Origin of the sequence: Streptomyces sp. ISL-1, from assembly GCF_018614585.1 — a bacterium.
Classification (GTDB): Bacteria; Actinomycetota; Actinomycetes; order Streptomycetales; family Streptomycetaceae; genus Streptomyces; species Streptomyces maoxianensis.
This window is the reverse complement of record NZ_JAGGOI010000027.1, coordinates 31,441-50,347: the sequence shown is the minus strand read 5'-3', so window position 1 is coordinate 50,347 and position 18,907 is coordinate 31,441. Positions and strand designations below refer to the sequence as shown.

The following is an 18,907-nucleotide window of genomic DNA, read 5'->3' as shown; positions in this document are numbered from 1 at the left end:
GCTCCGCGTCATGCGCAAATGGATGCCGCTGCTGGCGGTTTGCCTGGGCACCTTCATGCTGTTGATCGACGTGACCATCGTGAGCGTCGCCCTTCCCCAGATGACCGACTCCCTCGACGCCTCGTTCTCCGCCCTCCAATGGGTGGTCGACGTCTACGTGTTGGTGCTCGCCGCGCTGCTGATGGCTATCGGTTCGCTGTCCGACCTAAAGGGCGCCCGGCGGGTGTATCTCGCCGGGCTTGCCGTGTTCGCGGTCGCCTCGCTGACATGCGGCCTGGCGGACTCCAGCGGCATGATGATCGCGGCGCGTGGTGTGCAGGGGCTCGGGGCGGCGGCCATGTTCGCCACCAACACCCCATTGCTGGCCAGCAATTACCAGGGCCGCGACCGCGGGATCGCGTTCGGTGTGTGGGGTGCGGTCAACGGCGCCGCCGCCGCGGCGGGACCGATACTGGGAGGCCTGCTCACCGAGCACCTCAACTGGCGGTGGATCTTCCTGGTCAACCTGCCCGTCGCGGCCGTCGCGCTGTTCGTCGGCGTTAAGCACCTGGCCCGCTCGGCCACCCGTACCGATCGCCGCGTCGACCTGCCGGGCACGGTCGGTTTCACCGTGATGGCAACCCTGCTGATCTTCGCGCTGATCCACGCGGGCGACGAAGGGTGGGGCGCGACGACCACGCTCGCACTGTTCGGCGGGGCGGTGCTCGCCCTCGTCGCGTTCATCCTGGTGGAGCGTGGAAAGCCCGACCCGATGCTGGATCTGGCCCTGCTGCGTACACCGTCGTTCGGCGGGCTGATGGCCGGAGCGGTGGTGTTCAGCGCCGCCGCCTTCGCCAATCTGGTGTTCGTCTCGGTGTGGGCACAGTCGGTGCTCGACCTCAGCCCGGTCAAGGCCGGCCTGATCCTCATGCCACTGAGCGGAATGTCTTTTGTGGCCGCCGGGTTGGCGGGCAGGTTCCTGGCTGCCGTCGCACCGCAGTGGCCGATCGGCATCGGCCTGCTGCTCATCGGCACGGGCACATTGCTGGAGATGCTTGTCACCGGCACCTCGGGCTGGACGGCGCTGCTCCCGGGCATGGTGCTGACCGGCGTCGGCGTCGGTCTGGCCTCGCCGACCCTCGCCTCGGCTGCTCTCGCCGCCGCGCCGGCGAGCCGGGCGGGCATGGCGGGCGGCGCGGCGAACACGTTCCGGCAGCTGGGATTCGCGGTGGGCATCCCGGTGGTGGGCGCCATCCTGTCGGGCGCGATCGCGCGAAACCTCGCCGAGAGCAAGGCGTTCGCCGACTCCGGCGCCGCGGCCGAACTGGTCACCGGCGGTCAGTCGTCGGCCGTGCTCGCCGAACTCCCCGCGCAGTCACGGGCCGCCGCGGCGGGCGCGATCGAGGACGCCTATGCCGCGGGTCTCGACCAGGTGTTCCTGGTCAGCGGTGTCGCGGCCGTCGCCGCCGGGGTGCTCGTCCTGCTCCTGGTGCGCCGGGCGGCCGGGCAGCCGGACGCCGACGTGCCCGGGATTGGCGGGCAGTCCCAGGCGCGGGTTGAAAAGCCGCTCCGGGCCGTGTGAGGAGCAGTGAGGGCCAGTCGGCCATCAGGCCGACGTAGCCCAAAGGGTTGGTGACGGTTCAACTGAATTCCCCTGGAGTGTGCGGGTCATGTCATTTACTCACCTGGAATGATCGCTTCCGCGCAATCTTCGCAATAGAGTGCGTCGTTGGCGGACCGAGTGTCGGTGAAATTTGGCACCGACATAGCCAAATTCGTGTGAAAGGTGGGGGATGATTGCGGATGGTCGGGGAGACGGTCTGCGGGCCGCTCGGATCCAGGCAGGACTGACGCAGGACGAGGTGGCCCGAAGGGCCGGGATAAGCGTCAGAACCGTCCGCCATATTGAACGCGGACAGGTGCGGAATCCGCGGCACGAGACGCTGGTCCGCATGGCGCAGGTGGTCGGATACGACTGCGCGGCCACCCCCGGCTGCGAGACCGACGCCAATGCGCGGCAGTCCGAGCAGCCCGGACGCCCCTACGAGATACGCCTGCTGGGGCCGCTGACGGTCCTGACCTCGGGGCTGCCCGTGGCCATGCCGCTCAAGCAGCGAGCCATGCTCGGCCTGCTGGCCGTACAGCCGGACCAGACCGTGAGCCATGAAGAGATAGCGGACGTGCTCTGGAGCGGTGAAGCGCCCTCCGCGTACCCGACGTTGGTGCACACGTATGTGGCGCGGCTGCGCCGGATCATCGAGCCCGGGCCCGGCCGGCACGGCCACCGTGACGGAAGCCGCCGCCGGATCAGTACCGTGCGCGGCGGATACGTCTTCAACAGCGGCGGGGCACAGCTGGATCTCTGCCGGTTCGAGGAGCGCGCCGCCCAGGCGGCCAGGGCGGCGGGTTCCGATCCGAAGTCCGCGCTGGAGCTGTTCAAGCAGGCCCTGCGCGGCTGGCAGGGCCGGGTCCTGCAGGATCTGCCCCTGCTGTGGCAGCACCCCGCCGTGGTGCGGGTCGCGCAGCGGCACATCGACGTGGCCATCGAGTTCGCCGATCTGGCACTCCGGCTGAACCGCTCCGCCTACGCGATCGACCAGCTCAGGATCGCGTCGTACGAAGAGCCGCTGCACGAGCCACTGCAGGCGCGGATCATGCTGGCGCTCGCCGGGTCCGGCCGGCGGGCGGCGGCCCTGCGGCTCTTCGCCGACCTGCGGATGCGCCTGAAGAAGGAGCTGGGCGTAGAGCCGAGCGAAGAGGTCTGGCAGGCGCGGCACACCATCCTGATGCAGGACGGCCCCGACGGGCGTGCCGACCCGGCGGGCGCGGAGCCGCCCCAGCCGATGCCGGAGCAGTCGTACGGCGCCACCGGCGAGTTCTGGAACGGGCCGCTGCCCGCCCGGTTACCGGAGCCGCCTTCCTCCCGTCCCCGCAGCCTTGCCCTGCCGGCGCAGCTTCCACCTGTCATCACCCCATTCGTCGGGCGGCACGAGCAACTGGCCGTCCTGGACGGACTCCTGGCGCATGGGGGCAAGGGATGCGCCTCGGTGGGCATCGCGGCCGTACACGGGCCGCCGGAGATCGGGAAGACGGCCCTCGCCGTGCGCTGGGCCCACCACCGGCTCGAGGACTTCCCCGACGGCCAGCTCTATGCCGACCTGCAGGGCAGCGCGAACCCGCCGGACAGGCGCGTACACCCCCTCACGGTGCTCACCCGCTTCCTGCGCTCCCTCGGTGTGCCGGACGAGTGGATACCGGACACGCAGGAGGAGGCCTCCGGGCTGCTCCGCAGCCTGCTGGCGGGCCGTCGCTTCCTGATGGTGCTGGACGACGCCGCCGACGCGGCGCAGGTCCGCGGCCTGCTGCCGGGCACTCCCGGAAACCTGGTGCTGGTCACCAGCAGATCGCCGCTCATGGACCTGGTGACGCGCGAGGGCGCCAGGTCGATCGCCCTCGACGTCCTGTCCGCGACGGAGGCGTACGCACTGATCGAGACCTATCTCGGTCCCGAGCGGACGGCGGCCGAGCCCGAGGCCACGGCCGAACTGGCGGCGGTCTGCGGGCAGTATCCGCTGGAGCTGCGCATGGCCGTCGCCAGGCTCGCCGCGACCCCGCAGGTCTCGATCCGCGCGCTCGTCGCCGAACTCGCGCGGCGCGGGCGGCCCGTGGCAGTGGCTGACGTGGACGCTGACAGCCTTGCGTCAGGCTGACGCGCCACCCCTTCCCGTCATCTCCCGCACAATCGCCGCAGCTCAGCACAGGAATTCCGGACGGCGCGGCCCGGGCGATTGATTAAGCCCAGGTGAATGGACCTTTCCCGGTGCGGAGTTCGGTTGCCCGGACTGGGGCTCCGACCTATGGTCAAAGCTCGTTCCGGCCATTGCTGATGAGCCTTTGCGCCTCCACCGTACGAGGCGCCCTTACGGGGATATTCCAAACGTCCCCGAAAGGCGTGCAGCAAGCCGTCTGGAGAGGATTGGAAATGGCGAAAGTTGTTACGGCCGATGAAGCCCAGAAATGGCTGATCGACGAGATCGCACAGCGTCTGGGCATTGAGCCGACGGAGGTGCCGCCCGAGCAGTACTTCGACGAACTCGACCTGGACAGCACCACGGCGCTGATCATCGCCGGCGAGATGGAGAGCTGGCTCGGCTTCGAGCTCGGTACGACGGCGCTCTGGTACCACCCGACCATCAAGGCCCTCTCCGAGCACATCGCCGAGGAGTGCGAGCAGCGGGCCACCGCGGCGTAGCGCCGGTGGCGCACCGGGCCACACCGTGGAACCCCGGCAGGGAGACCGGCCCGCCCGGCCGGTGAAAGTTCCACGACGCCCACGTGGGCGGGCCGTTGTGCCGTCCGAGGACGACCGCACGCCTCCGGTGCCCAGATCCGTACAGCTGGTGCCCGGCAGGGCCCGAGGCGGCCCAGTCCCGAAGGACGAGACGCCGGCCGGGCGGAACTCGCCCCCGAACGGCCTTGCCGTGCACACCGCACCAGGCGACCACCACACGAAGCTGACCCGCGCGCCGCAGCAACCGTCGCCGATCTGGTCTGCCGCCTCCTCAAGGGCGGCGCGCCCCGCCCAGCCCTGCCCCCGGGTCCGTGTGCCGGGGCGCCCAGACCGAAGTCCCTGTTCGCCCAGATCCAGAGAGACTTGCCGTGAACTCTTCGCAGGAATCCGACCTCGACCGTCGGCTCGCCCGGGACCCCATCGCCATCGTCGGCCTCTCCGCGCTCTACCCCAAGTCCAGCAATCTGCGGGAATTCTGGGCGAACGTCGTCTCGGCCGCCGACTGCATCGAAGATGTGCCCGCCGGACACTGGGACGTGGACGAGCACTACGACCCGGACCCCACCGTCCCCGACAAGACGTACTCCAAGCGCGGTGGCTTCATACCCGACGTGTCCTTCAACCCGCTGGAGTTCGGCCTCCCCCCGAACACCCTTGAGGTCACCGACGTCCTCCAGCTCCTCAGCCTGGTGGTCGCCCGCGATCTGCTCAAGGACGCCGGGGCCGACCAGACCGGCCAGTCGTGGTACGACGCCTCACGCACCGGCGTGGTGCTCGGCATCACCGGCGCCAACCAGCTCACCCAGCCGCTCACCGCGCGGCTCCAGACCCCCGTGCTCAAGGAGGTCGTCCGCAGCTGCGGTCTGTCCGACAAGGACGCCGAGGAGATCGCCGCCAAGTTCCGCCTCGCCTTCGCCCCCTGGGAGGAGAACTCCTTCCCCGGCATGCTGGGCAACGTCGTCGCCGGACGGGTCGCCAACCGGCTCGACCTCGGCGGCATGAACATGACCGTCGACGCGGCCTGCGCCAGCTCCCTCGGCGCGGTCAGGGCCGCCGCCAGCGAGCTGCTCGAAGGCCGCGCGGACACAATGCTGGTGGGCGGCTGCGACGCCGAGAACACCATCTTCATGTACCTGTGCTTCAGCAAGACCCCGGCGCTGTCGAAGTCCGGGCAGATCCGTCCGTTCGACAAGGACGCCGACGGCACGCTGATCGGCGAGGGCATCGGCATGCTCGCCCTGCGCCGCCTCTCCGACGCCAAGCGCGACGGCAACCAGATCTACGCGGTCCTGCGTGGCTTCGGCACCTCCAGCGACGGCCGGTTCAAGTCCATCTACGCCCCCCGCAAGGAAGGGCAGATGGTCGCCCTGCGCCGGGCGTACGAGGACGCGGACTGCTCGCCGGCGAGCGTGGAGCTCTTCGAGGCGCACGGCACCGGCACCGCGGTCGGCGACGCCACCGAGCTGAGCGCGCTGGCGGCAGTGGTCGCCGAGGCGACCGACAGCCGGCAGTACGCGGCTGTGGGCAGCGTGAAGTCGCAGATCGGCCACACCAAGGCCGCGGCCGGCGCCGCCGGCATGATCAAGCTGGCGCTCGCGCTGCACCACAAGGTGCTGCCGCCCACGATCAACGTGAACGAGCCCAACCCGGCCATCGACCTCGCCTCCGGGCCGTTCTACGTCAACACCGAAGCCCGGCCGTGGATCCGCGACCCGGCCCGGCCGAACCGGCGAGCCGCGATTTCCTCGTTCGGGTTCGGCGGCACCAACTTCCACATGGTGCTGGAGGAGCACGGCGACGGCGACGACCTGCGCGTCGCGTACCCGGTCGCGGCCGTGCACCTGTGGCACGCGCCGGACACCGCCGCTCTCACCGAGGCCCTGGCCGCCGGTGCGCCCGCGCCCGCCGGCCCGGTCCCCCAGGGGCACGCCCGCGTGGCGCTGGTCGCCCGCGGCGCGGACGAACTGGCGACGCTGTGCGAGGTCGCGCTCGGCGAGCTGCGATCCCGGCCCGAGGCGGAAGCGTGGTCGCACCCCAAGGGTGTCCACTTCCGTCGCGGCTCCGCCCCCGTCGGTAAGGTCGCCGCGCTCTTCGCCGGCCAGGGAAGTCAGTACATCAACCTGGGCAAGACGGCCGTCATGGCGCTGCCCCCGCTGCGGGCGGCCTTCGACAGGGCCAACCGGCACTTCGAGGGTGCCGATCCGCTGTCGCGCATCGCCTTCCCGGCGCCGCTGTTCGACGATGCGGGCCGCGCGGCGCAGGAAACAGCGCTGCAGGCCACCGAGTACGCCCAGCCCGCCATCGGCGCGCTGTCGGCGGGACAGTTCCGCTATCTCGGCGAACTCGGCTTCGCGGCCGAGGGGTTCCTGGGACACAGCTTCGGCGAACTGACCGCCCTCTGGGCCGCCGGAGCCCTCGACGACGAGGCCTTCTTCGGGCTGGCCCGGGCCCGCGGCAATGCGATGGCCCCGCCGCAGGAGCCCGGGTTCGACGCCGGGGCGATGGCCGCGATCTCCGCTCCCGAGGAGCGCGTGGCCGAACTGCTGGCGGACCGGACCGGCCTGGTGGTCTGCAACCGCAACGCGGCGGACCAGATCGTGGTGGGCGGCGCCACCCAAGAGGTGGAGCGCCTGGTCGCGGCGGCCAAGGAGGCGGGCCTGCGAGCGAGCCGCCTGCCCGTGTCGGCCGCGTTCCACACCCCGTTCGTCGGCCACGCGGTCGACGCGTTCCGCAGCTATGTGGACCGTGTCGAGGTGGGACTGCCCAGCGGCACCGTATTCGCCAACACCAAGGGCGCGGTCTACGGCGACGACATCGCCGCCAACCGCAAGGTACTGGCCGAGCAGCTGATCCACCCCGTGGACTTCGCCGCCCGCGTGGAGGAGATGTACGCGGCCGGGTTCCGGGTCTTCGTCGAGTTCGGCCCCAAGAGCGTCCTCACCCAGCTGGTACGCCGCATCCTCGGCGACCGCGAACACACGGTTCTCGCCCTCGACGCCGGGCCCGGCAAGGACGCGGACGTCGCGCTGAAGCAGGCCGTGGCGCAACTCGCGGTGCTGGGACTGCCGCTGGCCACCACCGACGGCTATGTGGCTGAGCCGGTGAAGAGCGAGCCCACCAAGGGGATGTCGATCCTCCTCAACGGCATCAACTACGTCTCTCCCGAGCGCAGGGCCGCCTATCGCGACGCGATCGAGAACGGATACCGGATCGCTGTCCCGGCACTGTCCGCGACCGCCGCGGTACCGGCCCGGGCGGCTCAGTCCTCGCCCATCGCCGCTCCCGCTCCCGCGCCTGCCACCCCTGTTGCCCCCACGCCGGCAGCCCCTGCGCCCGCCGCCGCTGTGGCGCCCGTACCCGCACCCGTACCCGCGCCCGCCCCCACCGTCACGGAGACAGCCCACGTGGACAGTGATCGCCTGGCCGATCTGATGGCCGATCATCTCGCCCTGCACGACGACTACCTCAACGGCCAGCTGCAGAGCGCCGAACGCCTCGCCGGTCTGCTGGAGCGCGCCTCTGACCAGGGTCAGCTGGGGCAGGTGCTGTCCGGGGTCACCGCCGTGAAGGAACACGGCCTGGCCATCGGCCGTACGCATGTGCGGGCCAACGAGGTGCTGCGCGACCTGGCCGGCCTGGAGCTCGGCGCCGCCCCGGCGCCGCAGCGGCCCGCTCCGGTCGCTCCCGCGGCGCAGGCCGCCCCGGCGGCGCTCGCCCCCGCCCAGCAGCCGGCGGTGCCTGCCGCCCGGGTCCCCGCCGCCCTCCCCGCTCCGGCACCGGCTCCCGCCCCGGTAGCCCCCACCCCCGCCAGGGTTGCTCCCGCTCCCGCGCCCGCGCCTGCCCCGGCGCCCGCTGCTGTCGCCGCCGGTCCGGACGCGGCCGGTGTTGAAGCCGCGCTGCTGGATGTCGTGGCTCAGAAGACCGGTTACCCGGCCGACATGCTCGAACTGGACATGGATATCGAGGCCGATCTGGGCATCGATTCGATCAAGCGGGTCGAAATCATGGGGGTGTTGCAGGAGCGGTTCGCCCTGGACACCTCTGCGGGTCCGGAGCAGCTTGCGGAGCTGCGTACGCTGCGTGACATCGTCGGTTTCATGGCGGGCCAGTCCGCCCCGGCCGCCGCCGCCGCTGCCCCAGCCCCCGTCGCCGGTCCGGACGCCGCCGGTGTTGAAGCCGCGCTGCTGGATGTCGTGGCTCAGAAGACGGGTTACCCGGCCGACATGCTCGATCTCGACATGGATATCGAGGCCGATCTCGGCATCGACTCGATCAAGCGGGTCGAAATCATGGGGGTGTTGCAGGAGCGGTTCGCTCTGGATACCTCGGCGGGTCCGGAGCAGCTCGCGGAGCTGCGTACGCTGCGTGACATCGTCGGTTTCATGGCGGGCCAGTCCGGGCCTGCGCCCGCCCCGGCGCCCGCTGCTGTCGCCGCCGGTCCGGACGCGGCCGGTGTCGAAGCCGCGCTGCTGGATGTCGTGGCTCAGAAGACCGGTTACCCGGCCGACATGCTCGATCTCGACATGGACGTCGAGGCCGACCTGGGCATCGACTCCATCAAGCGGGTCGAAATCATGGGCGTGATGCAGGAGCGGTTCGCCCTGGACACTTCGGCCGGTCCCGAGCAGCTCGCGGAGCTCCGTACGCTGCGCGACATCGTCGGCTTCATGACCGGCGGTGCCGAGGCCCCCGCGGCCCCGGCACCGCAGCAGACCGCCCCCGCCCCCTCGCCGCAGCCGGACGCCGCGGCCGAGGGCCGAGGCCGGCTCGGGCGGGGGCAAGCAGCCCTGACTACCCTCCCCGAGCCGGACCTCCTCGTCGGCGCCTACGCACAGGGCGCCGGAGCGCTCGTCGTGGACGACGGCGGTGAACTCGCCCCGGTGGTCGCCGGACAGCTGTCCGACGACGGCTGGAAGGTGCACGTCCTGCGCCTGCCCGGAGTGCCCGAGCGGGCCTCCGGCGTACTGGACCACGCGCTGACCGGCTGGGGTGTGACCGAGCTGGCCGCGCGCCTGGAGGATGTCCTCGCCGACAACGTCAGCCTCGTGCTCGACTTCACCACCGCCGAGCGCAGCGACTGGGCCGACGGGGTGCGCCGCCTCGCGCACACCCTGCTGCTGGCCAAGCACGTCGTCGAACCGCTCACCACCGCCGCCGCGTTCGGGCGGGCCGCCTTCACCACCGTCACCCGGCTCGACGGCCACTTCGGCCTCGGCGGGGTCGCCGAGGAGCTGGTCCCGGCCGGCGGTGTGGCCGGTCTGGTCAAGACACTCGCGGTGGAGGCGCCCGAGGTGTTCTGCCGCGCCGTCGACCTCGCCCCCGCACTCGACACGGCGGCCGGCGCCGCCCTGGTCCTCGCCGAGGTCCACGACGCCGCCGCCGAACCGGTGCAGGTGGGCCGCGACGGCATCCGCCGCGTCGGCCTGACCCTCGCCGACCAGCCCCTGGGCGGCGCCCGGGACACCGCTGCCGCCCCGCTCACCTCGGACGACCTGCTGGTGGTCACCGGCGGCGGACGCGGCATCACCGCCGCCTGCGTGGCCGAACTGGCCCGCGAGCACCGGCCGGGACTGCTGCTCCTGGGCCGTACCCCGCTCGACGCAGAACCGGCCTGGGCCCAGGGCATCGAGGACGCCACGCTCAAGGCGGCGGCCGCCGCCCACCTGAAGGGCGCGGGCGAAAAGCCCACCCCCAAGCGGGTCGAGCAGCTCTACCGGTCAGTCGTCGGCACCCGGGAGATACGGGCCACGCTGCAGACCGTACGGGCCGCCGGCAGCGAGACCGAATATCTCGCCGTGGACATCACCGACCCGGCCGCCACGGCCGCCGCGCTCGCCCCGTACCGGGAGCGCGTCACCGGTCTGGTGCACGGCGCCGGAGTCCTCGCCGACCAGCTCATCGCCAACAAGAAGGCGTCGGAGGTCGAGCGGGTCTTCGCGCCCAAGCTGACCGGGCTGCGCTCGGTCGTCGCGGCGCTGTCCGGGGACACCCTGCGCCATGTGGTGCTCTTCTCCTCGGTCGCCGGATTCTTCGGCAACCGCGGCCAGTCGGACTACGCGATGGCCAACGAGGTGCTGAACGCCTGGGCTGCCTCATGGAAGCAGCGCCACCCCGAGGCCCGCGTCACCTCCCTCAACTGGGGTGCCTGGGACAGCGGAATGGTCTCCCCGGAGATCAAGGCGGTCTTCAAGGAGCGCGGTATCACGCTGATCCCGGTGGAGACCGGGACCCGGATGTTCGCCGAGCAGTTCGCCCCCGGGCGCGTGGACGACGTGGTGACCGTGCTCGGCCCGACGACGCCGCTGTCCGAGCGCGAGGCCGCGGCGCCCGCCTCGGCCGTCACCGTGCGGCGTGAGCTGTCCGGCCTCGCCGGTGACCCGGTCGTCGCCGACCATGTGATCGGCGGGGTGCCGGTCCTCCCGGCGGCAGTTGCCCTCGGCTGGGCGATCGGAGCGGTGGAGCGAGTCACCGGAGCCCCGGTCGGCCGGGTCAGCGACTTCGCGGTCCACAAGGGCATCGTCTTCGACGAGAACCTGCCCGAGCAGACCCAGCTGGTGCTGAGCCCGGCCGGGAACGCGGTGGAGGTGGCGATCCGCTCGACCGCCTCCGACGGCGCCGTACGACCGCACTACGCGGCCGTGGTCGCCCACGCCACCGCAGCCGCCCCGGCACCCGTCACCGCACTGCCCGCGCTGGGCGGCGGCCGCGACGCCGCCGGCCTCTACACCGACGGCACCCTGTTCCACGGCCCGTCCCTGCGCGGCGTGCGCCGGGTGCTGGCAAAGGACGAGTCGCGGCTGGTCCTTCAGTGCGCGCTGCCCGAACACCGCCCGGCCGGAGGCGCCTTCGGCGGCTCCCGCTTCGCGCCCGGCACCGCCGATCTGCTGCTCCAGGCCGGCCTGGTGTGGGTGAAGCTGTTCCGCGGCTCGGCCGGACTGCCCCTCGCCGTGGGCGGGGCAGACCTGCACCACCCGCTGCCCGACGGCGAGCCGTTCCTGGTCGTGGTCGAACCGGCCGCGGCGGGCGCCGGATCCGGCTCCTCGCTCACCATCACCGCGTGCGCCCCGGACGGACGGGTGCTCACCCGCCTCGACGGCGTCTCGGTGGTGTCGGCCCCTCAGCTGGCGGCCAAGTTCGTCAGCGGCTGACCCCGCCCCTGGGGGTGCCCGGCCCGCCGGGCACCCCCTCCTGACTGACGTACGCGAACCCGGTCGGTCCGGCCTGCGCGCAGACGGCGCCCGCCGGCCGGACCGTCCGACCCGAGAAGGGACCCCAAGCTCCCATGAGCAAGTACGCCATCGTCGGCCTCTCCTGCCTTTTTCCGGGAGCGGAGACGCCCGACCAGTTCTGGCAGAACCTCCGCTCCGGCGCGGACAGCCGCCGGGACGGGGGCGAGGAGATCTTCGGCCCCTCCTCCGACGCCCGCGACGCCGATCCGCAGCACGAGATCTACTGCCGGCGGGGCGGCTTCGTCACCGGCTTCGACTTCGACCCGTCCGGCTATCTCATCGACCCAGGCCACCTCTCCCGGCTCGACCGGATCTTCCACTGGTCGCTGCACGTGGCGCGTGAGGCGCTGCGGGACAGCGGCCACGCGGACCGACCCGACGTGCTGGCCCGCACCGGTCTGATCCTCGGCAACTACTCCTTCCCCACGCCCACTTCGGCCCGCCTCAGCGTGCCCCTGGCGCGGGAGGCGGTACTGGAAGGGCTCCGCCAGGCCGGACTGCCCGCCCTCGACGGCCTCCCGGCGGGCACCCCTCTGGTCGACCGCGACGCGCTGCAGCCCGAGAACCTGCGGGTCAGCGGCTCCCCGGCCGGCGTCGCCGCCACCGCGCTCGGCCTCGGCGGTCCCCGCTACGCGCTGGACGCGGCCTGCTCGTCGACGCTGTACGCCCTCAAGCTCGCCTGCGACCATCTGGCCGCCGGACAGGCCGACCTGGTGCTCGCGGGCGGCGTCTGCGCCCCCGACCCGACCCTGATCCATCTGTCCTTCTCGGATCTGCAGGCCTACCCCCGCGACGGGTTCAGCCAGCCCTTCGACGACCGGTCCGGAGGCATCCTCACCGGCCAGGGCGCGGGCATGCTGGCGGTCAAGCGCCTGGCGGACGCGGTACGCGACGGCGACCGCATCCACGCGGTGGTGGACGGCATCGGGCTCACCAACGACGGCAGCGGACGGCATCTGCTGGTCCCGCAGTCCGGCGGCCAGCTGGAGTCCTACGAACTCGCCTACGCCGACGCCGGGATCGACCCCACCGCCATCGACTATCTGGAGTGCCACGCCACCGGCACCCCGATCGGCGACACCACCGAGGCCGAGTCCGTGGCCGCCTTCTTCGGCGAGCACGGCAAGGTGCCGCTCATCGGCTCGGTCAAGGGCAACATCGGTCACCTGCTGACCGTGGCCGGCCTGAGCAGCATGCTCAAGGTCGTCCTCGCCATGGGAAACGGCCACATCCCGCCGACCGTCGGCGTGGACCGGCCGGTCCGCTCCAAGGACGGCCGGGTCGGCGACGATGTGCTGGTCCGCACCGGACGGCAGTGGCCGCGGGGCGAAGGACCGCGCCGGGCCGCGGTCTCCGCCTTCGGCTTCGGCGGCACCAATGCCCATGTGGTGCTCTCCGGTCACCACTCCGGCGACGTGGCCGAAGAGCCGTACGCCCCGGCGCCCGCCCTCGATGTGATCGGACTCGGGGCGCACTTCGGCTCCTTCGGCTCCCTGGACGCCTTCGAGCGCGCCGTCCACGCCGGTACGGACAGCCTCGGCCCGCTGCCCGAGCGGCGCTGGCGCGGTCTGGAGCAGACCACGGGCGGCTCGCTGGAGAGCGCCGCCGGGATCTCCCCTGACTCCCCGCCGTCCGGGGCCTTCGTGGACGGTGTCGGCATCGACCCGGTCGACCTCAAGATCCCCCCGGCCGACCTGCGGACGTACAACCTCCAGCACGCCCTGGCCACCAAGGTCGCCGACGAGGCGCTGCGGGACGCCGGGTTCAGCCGCGCCGTGCCCAAGGGGCGCAACACGCCCGAGCCGCGCCGGATCGCGGTCGTGGTGGCCATGGAGATCGAGCCGTACACCCACGCCCGGCTGACCCGCTACAGCCTCGGCGGTTTCCTGCGCGAGGAGTTCGACCGGGCCGGTCTCGAACTGACCGAGGAGCAGCGAGCCGCCCTGGCCGCCGTAGGCCGGGACGCGGTGGTCGATCCCATCGTCGCCAATGAAGTGCTCAGCTACATCGGCAATGTGATGGCCAGCCGGATCTCCGCCCTGTGGAACCTCACCGGCCCCTCCTTCACCGTCTCGTCCGACGGCTCGGGAACCGCCGAGGCACTGGAGATCGCTCAACTGCTGCTGCTCGACCCGAGCATCGAGGCGGTGCTCGTCGGCGCGGTGGACCTGGCGGGGTCGGCCGAGAACGTGCTGCTGCGCCCCGGCGCGGTCGACGCGGCGGGGCTGACCTTCGGAGAGGGCAGCCGGGGCCGGCGCATCGGCGAAGGCGCCGGCGCGGTCGTCGTCACCCGTCCCGGCGAGAGCACCTCCGAGGTGTACGCACGTGTGGACGCGGTCGCGGTACGCCACGCCGTACCGGTCGACGGACTGCTGCCGGAAGCCGACGCCGAGCCGCTCGCGGCCGCCGCCGGCGCGGCCCTGGCCGCGGCCGGGATCACCGCCGCCGACGTCGGGTACCTGGAGGCCCACGCGGGCGGCACCGACGCCCAGGACCGGGCCGAACTCGCCGCCCTGGCCCGGGTCTACCCGGCCGGCGCGGCCAGTGTGGCGCTCGGCAGCGCCAAGGCGCAGATCGGCGACGCCGGCTGCGCGGCGGCCATGGCCGGGCTGATCCGGACCGTGCTCTGCCTGCACCACGGCTATCTGCCCGGCACCACCGGCTGGCGCCGCCCGGCCGGGGAACTGGCCGAGGACTTCGCCGCCTCCGCGCTGTACGTACCGGAGGCCTCCCGGCCGTGGCTGCGCGCCACCAGGACTGCCCGCCGGTACGCGGCGGTCGACTTCATCGGCTCCGGCGGGGCCCACGGCCACCTCGTACTCTCCGCCGACCGGACCCGCGGCCGTCTCACGCCGACCGACTGGCAGCGCGCGGGCGGTCCCGTACTGCTGCCGATCGGCGCGGAGTCCCTCGACGAACTGCTCGCCGCCATCGAGCGCCACCGCAAGCTGCTGGACGGCGGCGCCGATCCGTACCCGCTCGCCCGCGAGGCCGCCCGGCAACTGCCCGGCGACGGACTGCGAGTGGTGCTGGTCGGCAAGGACAGCACCGATCTGCGGCTCCAACTGGAGCTGGCCGCACGGGACATACCCGCCGCGCACGCCAAGGGCGGCGAGTGGGCCACCCCCGCCGGGTCCTACTTCACCGCGCGCCCAATCGGACCCGACGGCAGGGTCGCCCTCGTCTACCCCGGCGCGTTCAACTCGTATCCGGGCCTCGGCCAGGACTTCTTCCGGACCTTCCCCGGCCTGCTGGACCGCTTCGAGGAGCAGGCGGACGAGCCGGCCAAGCTGCTGCGCGCCGCCCACCTGTACCCGCGGACGCAGACCACACCGCAGCGGCGGGACCTCATGGCGCTGGAGACCCGGCTCGGTGAGGACATCCCGTTCATGCTCGCCACCGGCACCAGCTTCTCCATTCTCTACACCGACCTGGTCCGCGAGGTGCTCGGCGTCACCGCGCACGGCGGCTTCGGCTACAGCCTCGGCGAGAGCAGCATGCTCTTCGCCACCGGCGGCTGGCAGCCCGCGGGCCGCCGGGACGACCTGATCAGCAATACGCCGATCTTCCGCGACCGGCTCTGCGGACCCCGCAACACGGTGCGCGAGCTGTGGAAGCTGCCCGACGAGACCCCCGACAAGGCCGTCTGGGCGACGTTCGTGGTGCTCACCGACGAGGACCGGGTGAACAGCGCGCTGGAGCGCTACGACCGGGTGCACCTCACCCACATCAACACCCCCGCCGAGCTGGTGATAGCCGGCGATCCGGCCCAGTGCCGGGCCCTCATCGAGGAGCTCGGCTGCCCGGCCGCGGCCTCGCCGGTCAACGTCGTGATGCACAACCCCGTCGTGGACGCCGAACTCGAAGGCCTCGCCGGGCTGAATACGTACCCCACCGGCTCGTTCGGCGACCTGGAGCTGTTCAGCGCGTACGACTACGAGGTGCTGCCCAGCCTGGAACGCGACGAGATCGCCCGGCGTATCGCGCAGACCCTGCGCTCCACCATCGACTTCCCGCGCCTGGTGCGTACCGCCTACGACCGGGGGTTCCGCTACTTCATCGAGGTCGGGCCCAGCGCGACCTGCGCCCGGTGGGTCCGCGACACGCTCGGCGACGCGGCCCATGTCGCCGTCTCCGTCGACCGGCGCGGCGTGCCGGCCACCAAGTCGGTCGCACAGCTCGTGGCCCGGCTGGTCGGGCACGGCCTGGAGGTTGACCTGGCGGCGCTGCTGGGCCCCGCCCCGGTGAGCGACGCCGCCACCGCTGTCCGCGCCGGCCGTACCGACCGGTTCCGGGTGGGCGGCGGCGACCCCGTCCCGTCCCGGATCGCGCGCGACGCCGTCGCGATCGCCGCGGCCGCCGGGCTGCTCCCGGCGGCCACTTCCGCCGCCGCCGTCGCCGTTTCCGTTCCCGTCCCGTCAGCCGCCCCGCCGGAGGAGCCAGCGCTCATGCCCGCCGACCCGACACTCGCAGAGCCCGAGGTCATCGCCTTCGACGGTGATCCGATCACCTTCCTGCCGTGGGCGCCGTCCGCGCCGTCCGCGGCGCCCGGGATGCCTGTCACGCCCGCGGCACCGGACGTCCGTACACCGGCGCCCGCCGGTCTCGCCCCGACTGCCCTGCCCGCCCGGCCCGTTCAGGCTCCCGTGCCCGTCGGGGCCGCCGGATCCGCGGCGCCCGAGCAGGCCGCCGCCGAACTGGTCCGGGAGATCCGCCAGCAGGTGCTCACCAGCCACTCCGTGGTCATGGAGACCCAGCGCATCCTCCAGTCGGCGACCCTCAGCCGCACGGAGGCGCTGCTGGAGGGGACCCCCGTGCCGACCACCCGGACCGCCCCGCAGCAACCGGCGGCGGCCCTCCCCGCCCACGCGGTTACAGCCCCCGCCCCGGCCCTCCTGCCCGCCACGGCCGCGTGCCCGGCGCTCCCGGCACCGCCGGCTGCGACCCTTGCGAACCCCGCGCCCCCCGCGCCCGATGCTGTCAAGTCCCCCCGGGACGGCGTCATCTGGGACGAGGCGGATCTGCTGGAGTTCGCAACCGGCTCCGTCGCCAAGGTCTTCGGCCCCGAGTTCGCGGTCATCGACTCGTACGCCAAGCGGGTGCGGCTGCCCGCACTTCCGTACCACTTCGTCACCCGCGTGACCGCGCTGGGAGGTGAGACCGGGGTCTTCAAGCCCTCCACCATCACCACCGAGTACGACATCCCCGAGGACGCCTGGTACGCGGTGGACGGCGGCGTTCCGCCGGCCGTCACCGTCGAGGCGGGCCAGTGCGACCTGCTGCTCGTCAGCTACCTCGGCATCGACTTCCGCAACAAGGGCGAGCGCGTCTACCGGCTGCTCGACAGCTCGCTGATCTTCCACGGCGGTCTGCCGCGCACCGGCCAGACCCTGCGCTACGACATCTCCATCGACCGCTTCGTCCACCAGGGCGACACCACCATCTTCTTCTTCAGTTACCTCTGCTACGCCGACGGCGAGCTGATCCTGGAACTCAAGGACGCCTGCGCCGGCTTCTTCAGCAAGCAGGAGCTGGACACCCCGCTCGGTGTGGTCATCACCGACAAGGAGAAGGCCGCGCGGGCCGCGCTCACCAAGAGCTGGTTCAAGCCTCTCGCGTACACCGACAAGAACGTGCTGACCAGCGCCGATCTGGAACTGCTCGCCCAGGGCCGCCCCGGCGACGTCTTCGGGCCCGACCACGCGCAGGACCCGGGCATCAACCCGGCGCTGCGGCTGCCCGACGAGCGGCTGCGGATGGTCGACGAGGTCACCATCGACCGCAGCGGCGGCCCGCGCGGTCTCGGCACGCTCAGCGCCGTCAAGCGGCTGCAGCCGGACGCCTGGTACTTCGTCTGCCACTTCCCGGACGACCCGGTGCTCGCCGGGTCCCTGGTGGCCGAGGGCGCGGTCCAGCTCCTCCAGATCTATCTGATGCACCAGGGCATGCATCTCACCCTCCCCGACGCCCGCTTCCAGACCATGACCGACCTGCAGATCGACGTACAGGTACGCGGCCAGATCACCCCGGCCCACCAGGAGATCCGGTACGAGGTCGAGGTGATGGAGCTGACGCTGCTGCCGCGTGCCTCGGTGGTCGCCGACATCCTGGTCTACCTGGGCGACAAGCCGGTCATCCGGATGAAGAACCTCGGTCTCCAGGTCCGGGAGAAGGACGGCACCCCCTACCGGCCCGAGACCGGCGGTGTGCCGCAGTTCCTGGGCCGCCGCAACCGCGACGGCGAAGCCGCCATGATCAACGAACTGCATCTGGCGCACGCCGCCAAGGGCGATCTCGACATGGCCATGGGCCCCGAGTTCGAGGTCTACCGCGACAGCCGCGCGCCGTACATCCCCAACGGGGACTTCCAGTTCGTCGACCGCGTCATGTCCCTCAAGGGCACCCGCGGCGATCTGAGCCCCGGCTCGGAGATGGTCACCGAGTACGACTCCCCGGCCGACGCCTGGTACTACCGGCAGAACTCCCATCCGCACATGCCCAACTGCGTGTACATGGAGAGCTCCCTGCAGGCGGCCATCTTCCTCGGCTACTACCTCGGCGCCACGCTCAAGCGGCCCGAGGAGCAGTACGCCATCCGCAACCTCGACGGCCGCGCCACCCTCGTCAAGGACATCGACCTGCGGGGCAAGACCATCCGGCACCACTCCAAGCTGCTGATGACCAGCGCGGTCTCCGGAGCGGTCCTGCAGAACTTCTCCTACGAGCTGTCCGCCGACGGAGAGGTCTTCTACACGGGCGAGTCGCTCTTCGGCTACTTCAGCGACGCCGCCCTCGCCAACCAGGCGGGCCTCGACAACGGTACGTACGTCGCGCCGTGGATCGAGCAGGAGCAGCCGGCCGCCGGCCGTGTGCGCCGTATCGAACTCCCCGACGACGCACCCGCCTTCACCGACCCCGCGGGCGGACAACTGCACCTGCCCGGCGGCCAGTTCCACCTCGTGGACCGGGTCGACCTGGTCGAGGACGGCGGCCGGCACGGTGCCGGATATCTGCACGGCCACCGCGAGGTCCGCCCCGACGAGTGGTACTTCGACCGCCACTTCCACCGCGACCCGGTCATGCCGGGCTCGCTCGGCGTCGAGGCCGTCATCCAGGCGCTGAGGCTGTTCGTCCTGGAGAAGAACCTCGCCGACGGCATCGAGCGGCCCCGCTTCGCGATGGCCACCGACGTGGAGATGAGCTGGAAGTACCGGGGCCAGATCCTGCGGCACGACCGCGAGCTGAGCTTCGACGTACACATCAAGGAAGTCCGCCGCGAGGGGGACCGGCTCCTGGTGATCGCCGACGCGGACCTGTGGAAGCCGGGCCTGCGCATCTACGAACTCATCGACGTGGCCATCGAGGTCCGTCCCGCGGGGGCCTGACCCGCACCCGCACCAGCCCAAGG

The 18,907-nt window shown here is 72.0% G+C and carries 5 protein-coding genes; all 5 read left to right on the top strand.

Translation table 11 applies throughout. The annotated features are described in order from the left end of the window. The first annotated feature begins 10 nt into the window (after positions 1-10). The 5 genes from J7E87_RS19555 to J7E87_RS19535 all read left to right on the top strand — a co-directional run bounded on the left by J7E87_RS19555 (position 11) and on the right by J7E87_RS19535 (position 18,884). Positions 11-1,561: an MFS transporter gene (locus J7E87_RS19555; protein WP_251017694.1), complete on the top strand. Its 1,551-nt coding sequence runs from the start codon at positions 11-13 to the stop codon at positions 1,559-1,561. 211 nt (positions 1,562-1,772) lie between these two features. Beyond that, positions 1,773-3,689, top strand: a complete 1,917-nt coding sequence (locus J7E87_RS19550) for a BTAD domain-containing putative transcriptional regulator (RefSeq protein WP_215095712.1) — start codon at positions 1,773-1,775, stop codon at positions 3,687-3,689. A 272-nt stretch (positions 3,690-3,961) separates the two neighbouring features. Then, complete coding sequence (locus tag J7E87_RS19545) at positions 3,962-4,231, top strand: acyl carrier protein (RefSeq protein WP_215095710.1); 270 nt, start codon at positions 3,962-3,964, stop codon at positions 4,229-4,231. Between the two features lie 407 nt (positions 4,232-4,638). After that, the gene (locus J7E87_RS19540) at positions 4,639-11,418 is read left to right on the top strand and encodes a type I polyketide synthase (RefSeq protein WP_215095708.1); all 6,780 of its coding nucleotides are present in this window, start codon (positions 4,639-4,641) and stop codon (positions 11,416-11,418) included. Between the two features lie 134 nt (positions 11,419-11,552). Beyond that, positions 11,553-18,884 (top strand): beta-ketoacyl synthase N-terminal-like domain-containing protein, encoded by a 7,332-nt coding sequence (locus J7E87_RS19535; RefSeq protein ID WP_215095706.1) that lies wholly within the window; start codon positions 11,553-11,555, stop codon positions 18,882-18,884. Positions 18,885-18,907 lie beyond the last annotated feature (23 nt).

What these genes read in the sequence shown, in the direction of transcription:
- J7E87_RS19555 (WP_251017694.1), top strand. Translation starts at nt 11, where the DNA reads ATGCGCAAATGGATGCCGCTGCTGGCGGTTTGCCTGGGCACCTTCATG.
- J7E87_RS19545 (WP_215095710.1), top strand. Translation starts at nt 3,962, where the DNA reads ATGGCGAAAGTTGTTACGGCCGATGAAGCCCAGAAATGGCTGATCGAC.
- J7E87_RS19535 (WP_215095706.1), top strand. Translation starts at nt 11,553, where the DNA reads ATGAGCAAGTACGCCATCGTCGGCCTCTCCTGCCTTTTTCCGGGAGCG.
- J7E87_RS19550 (WP_215095712.1), top strand. Translation starts at nt 1,773, where the DNA reads ATGATTGCGGATGGTCGGGGAGACGGTCTGCGGGCCGCTCGGATCCAG.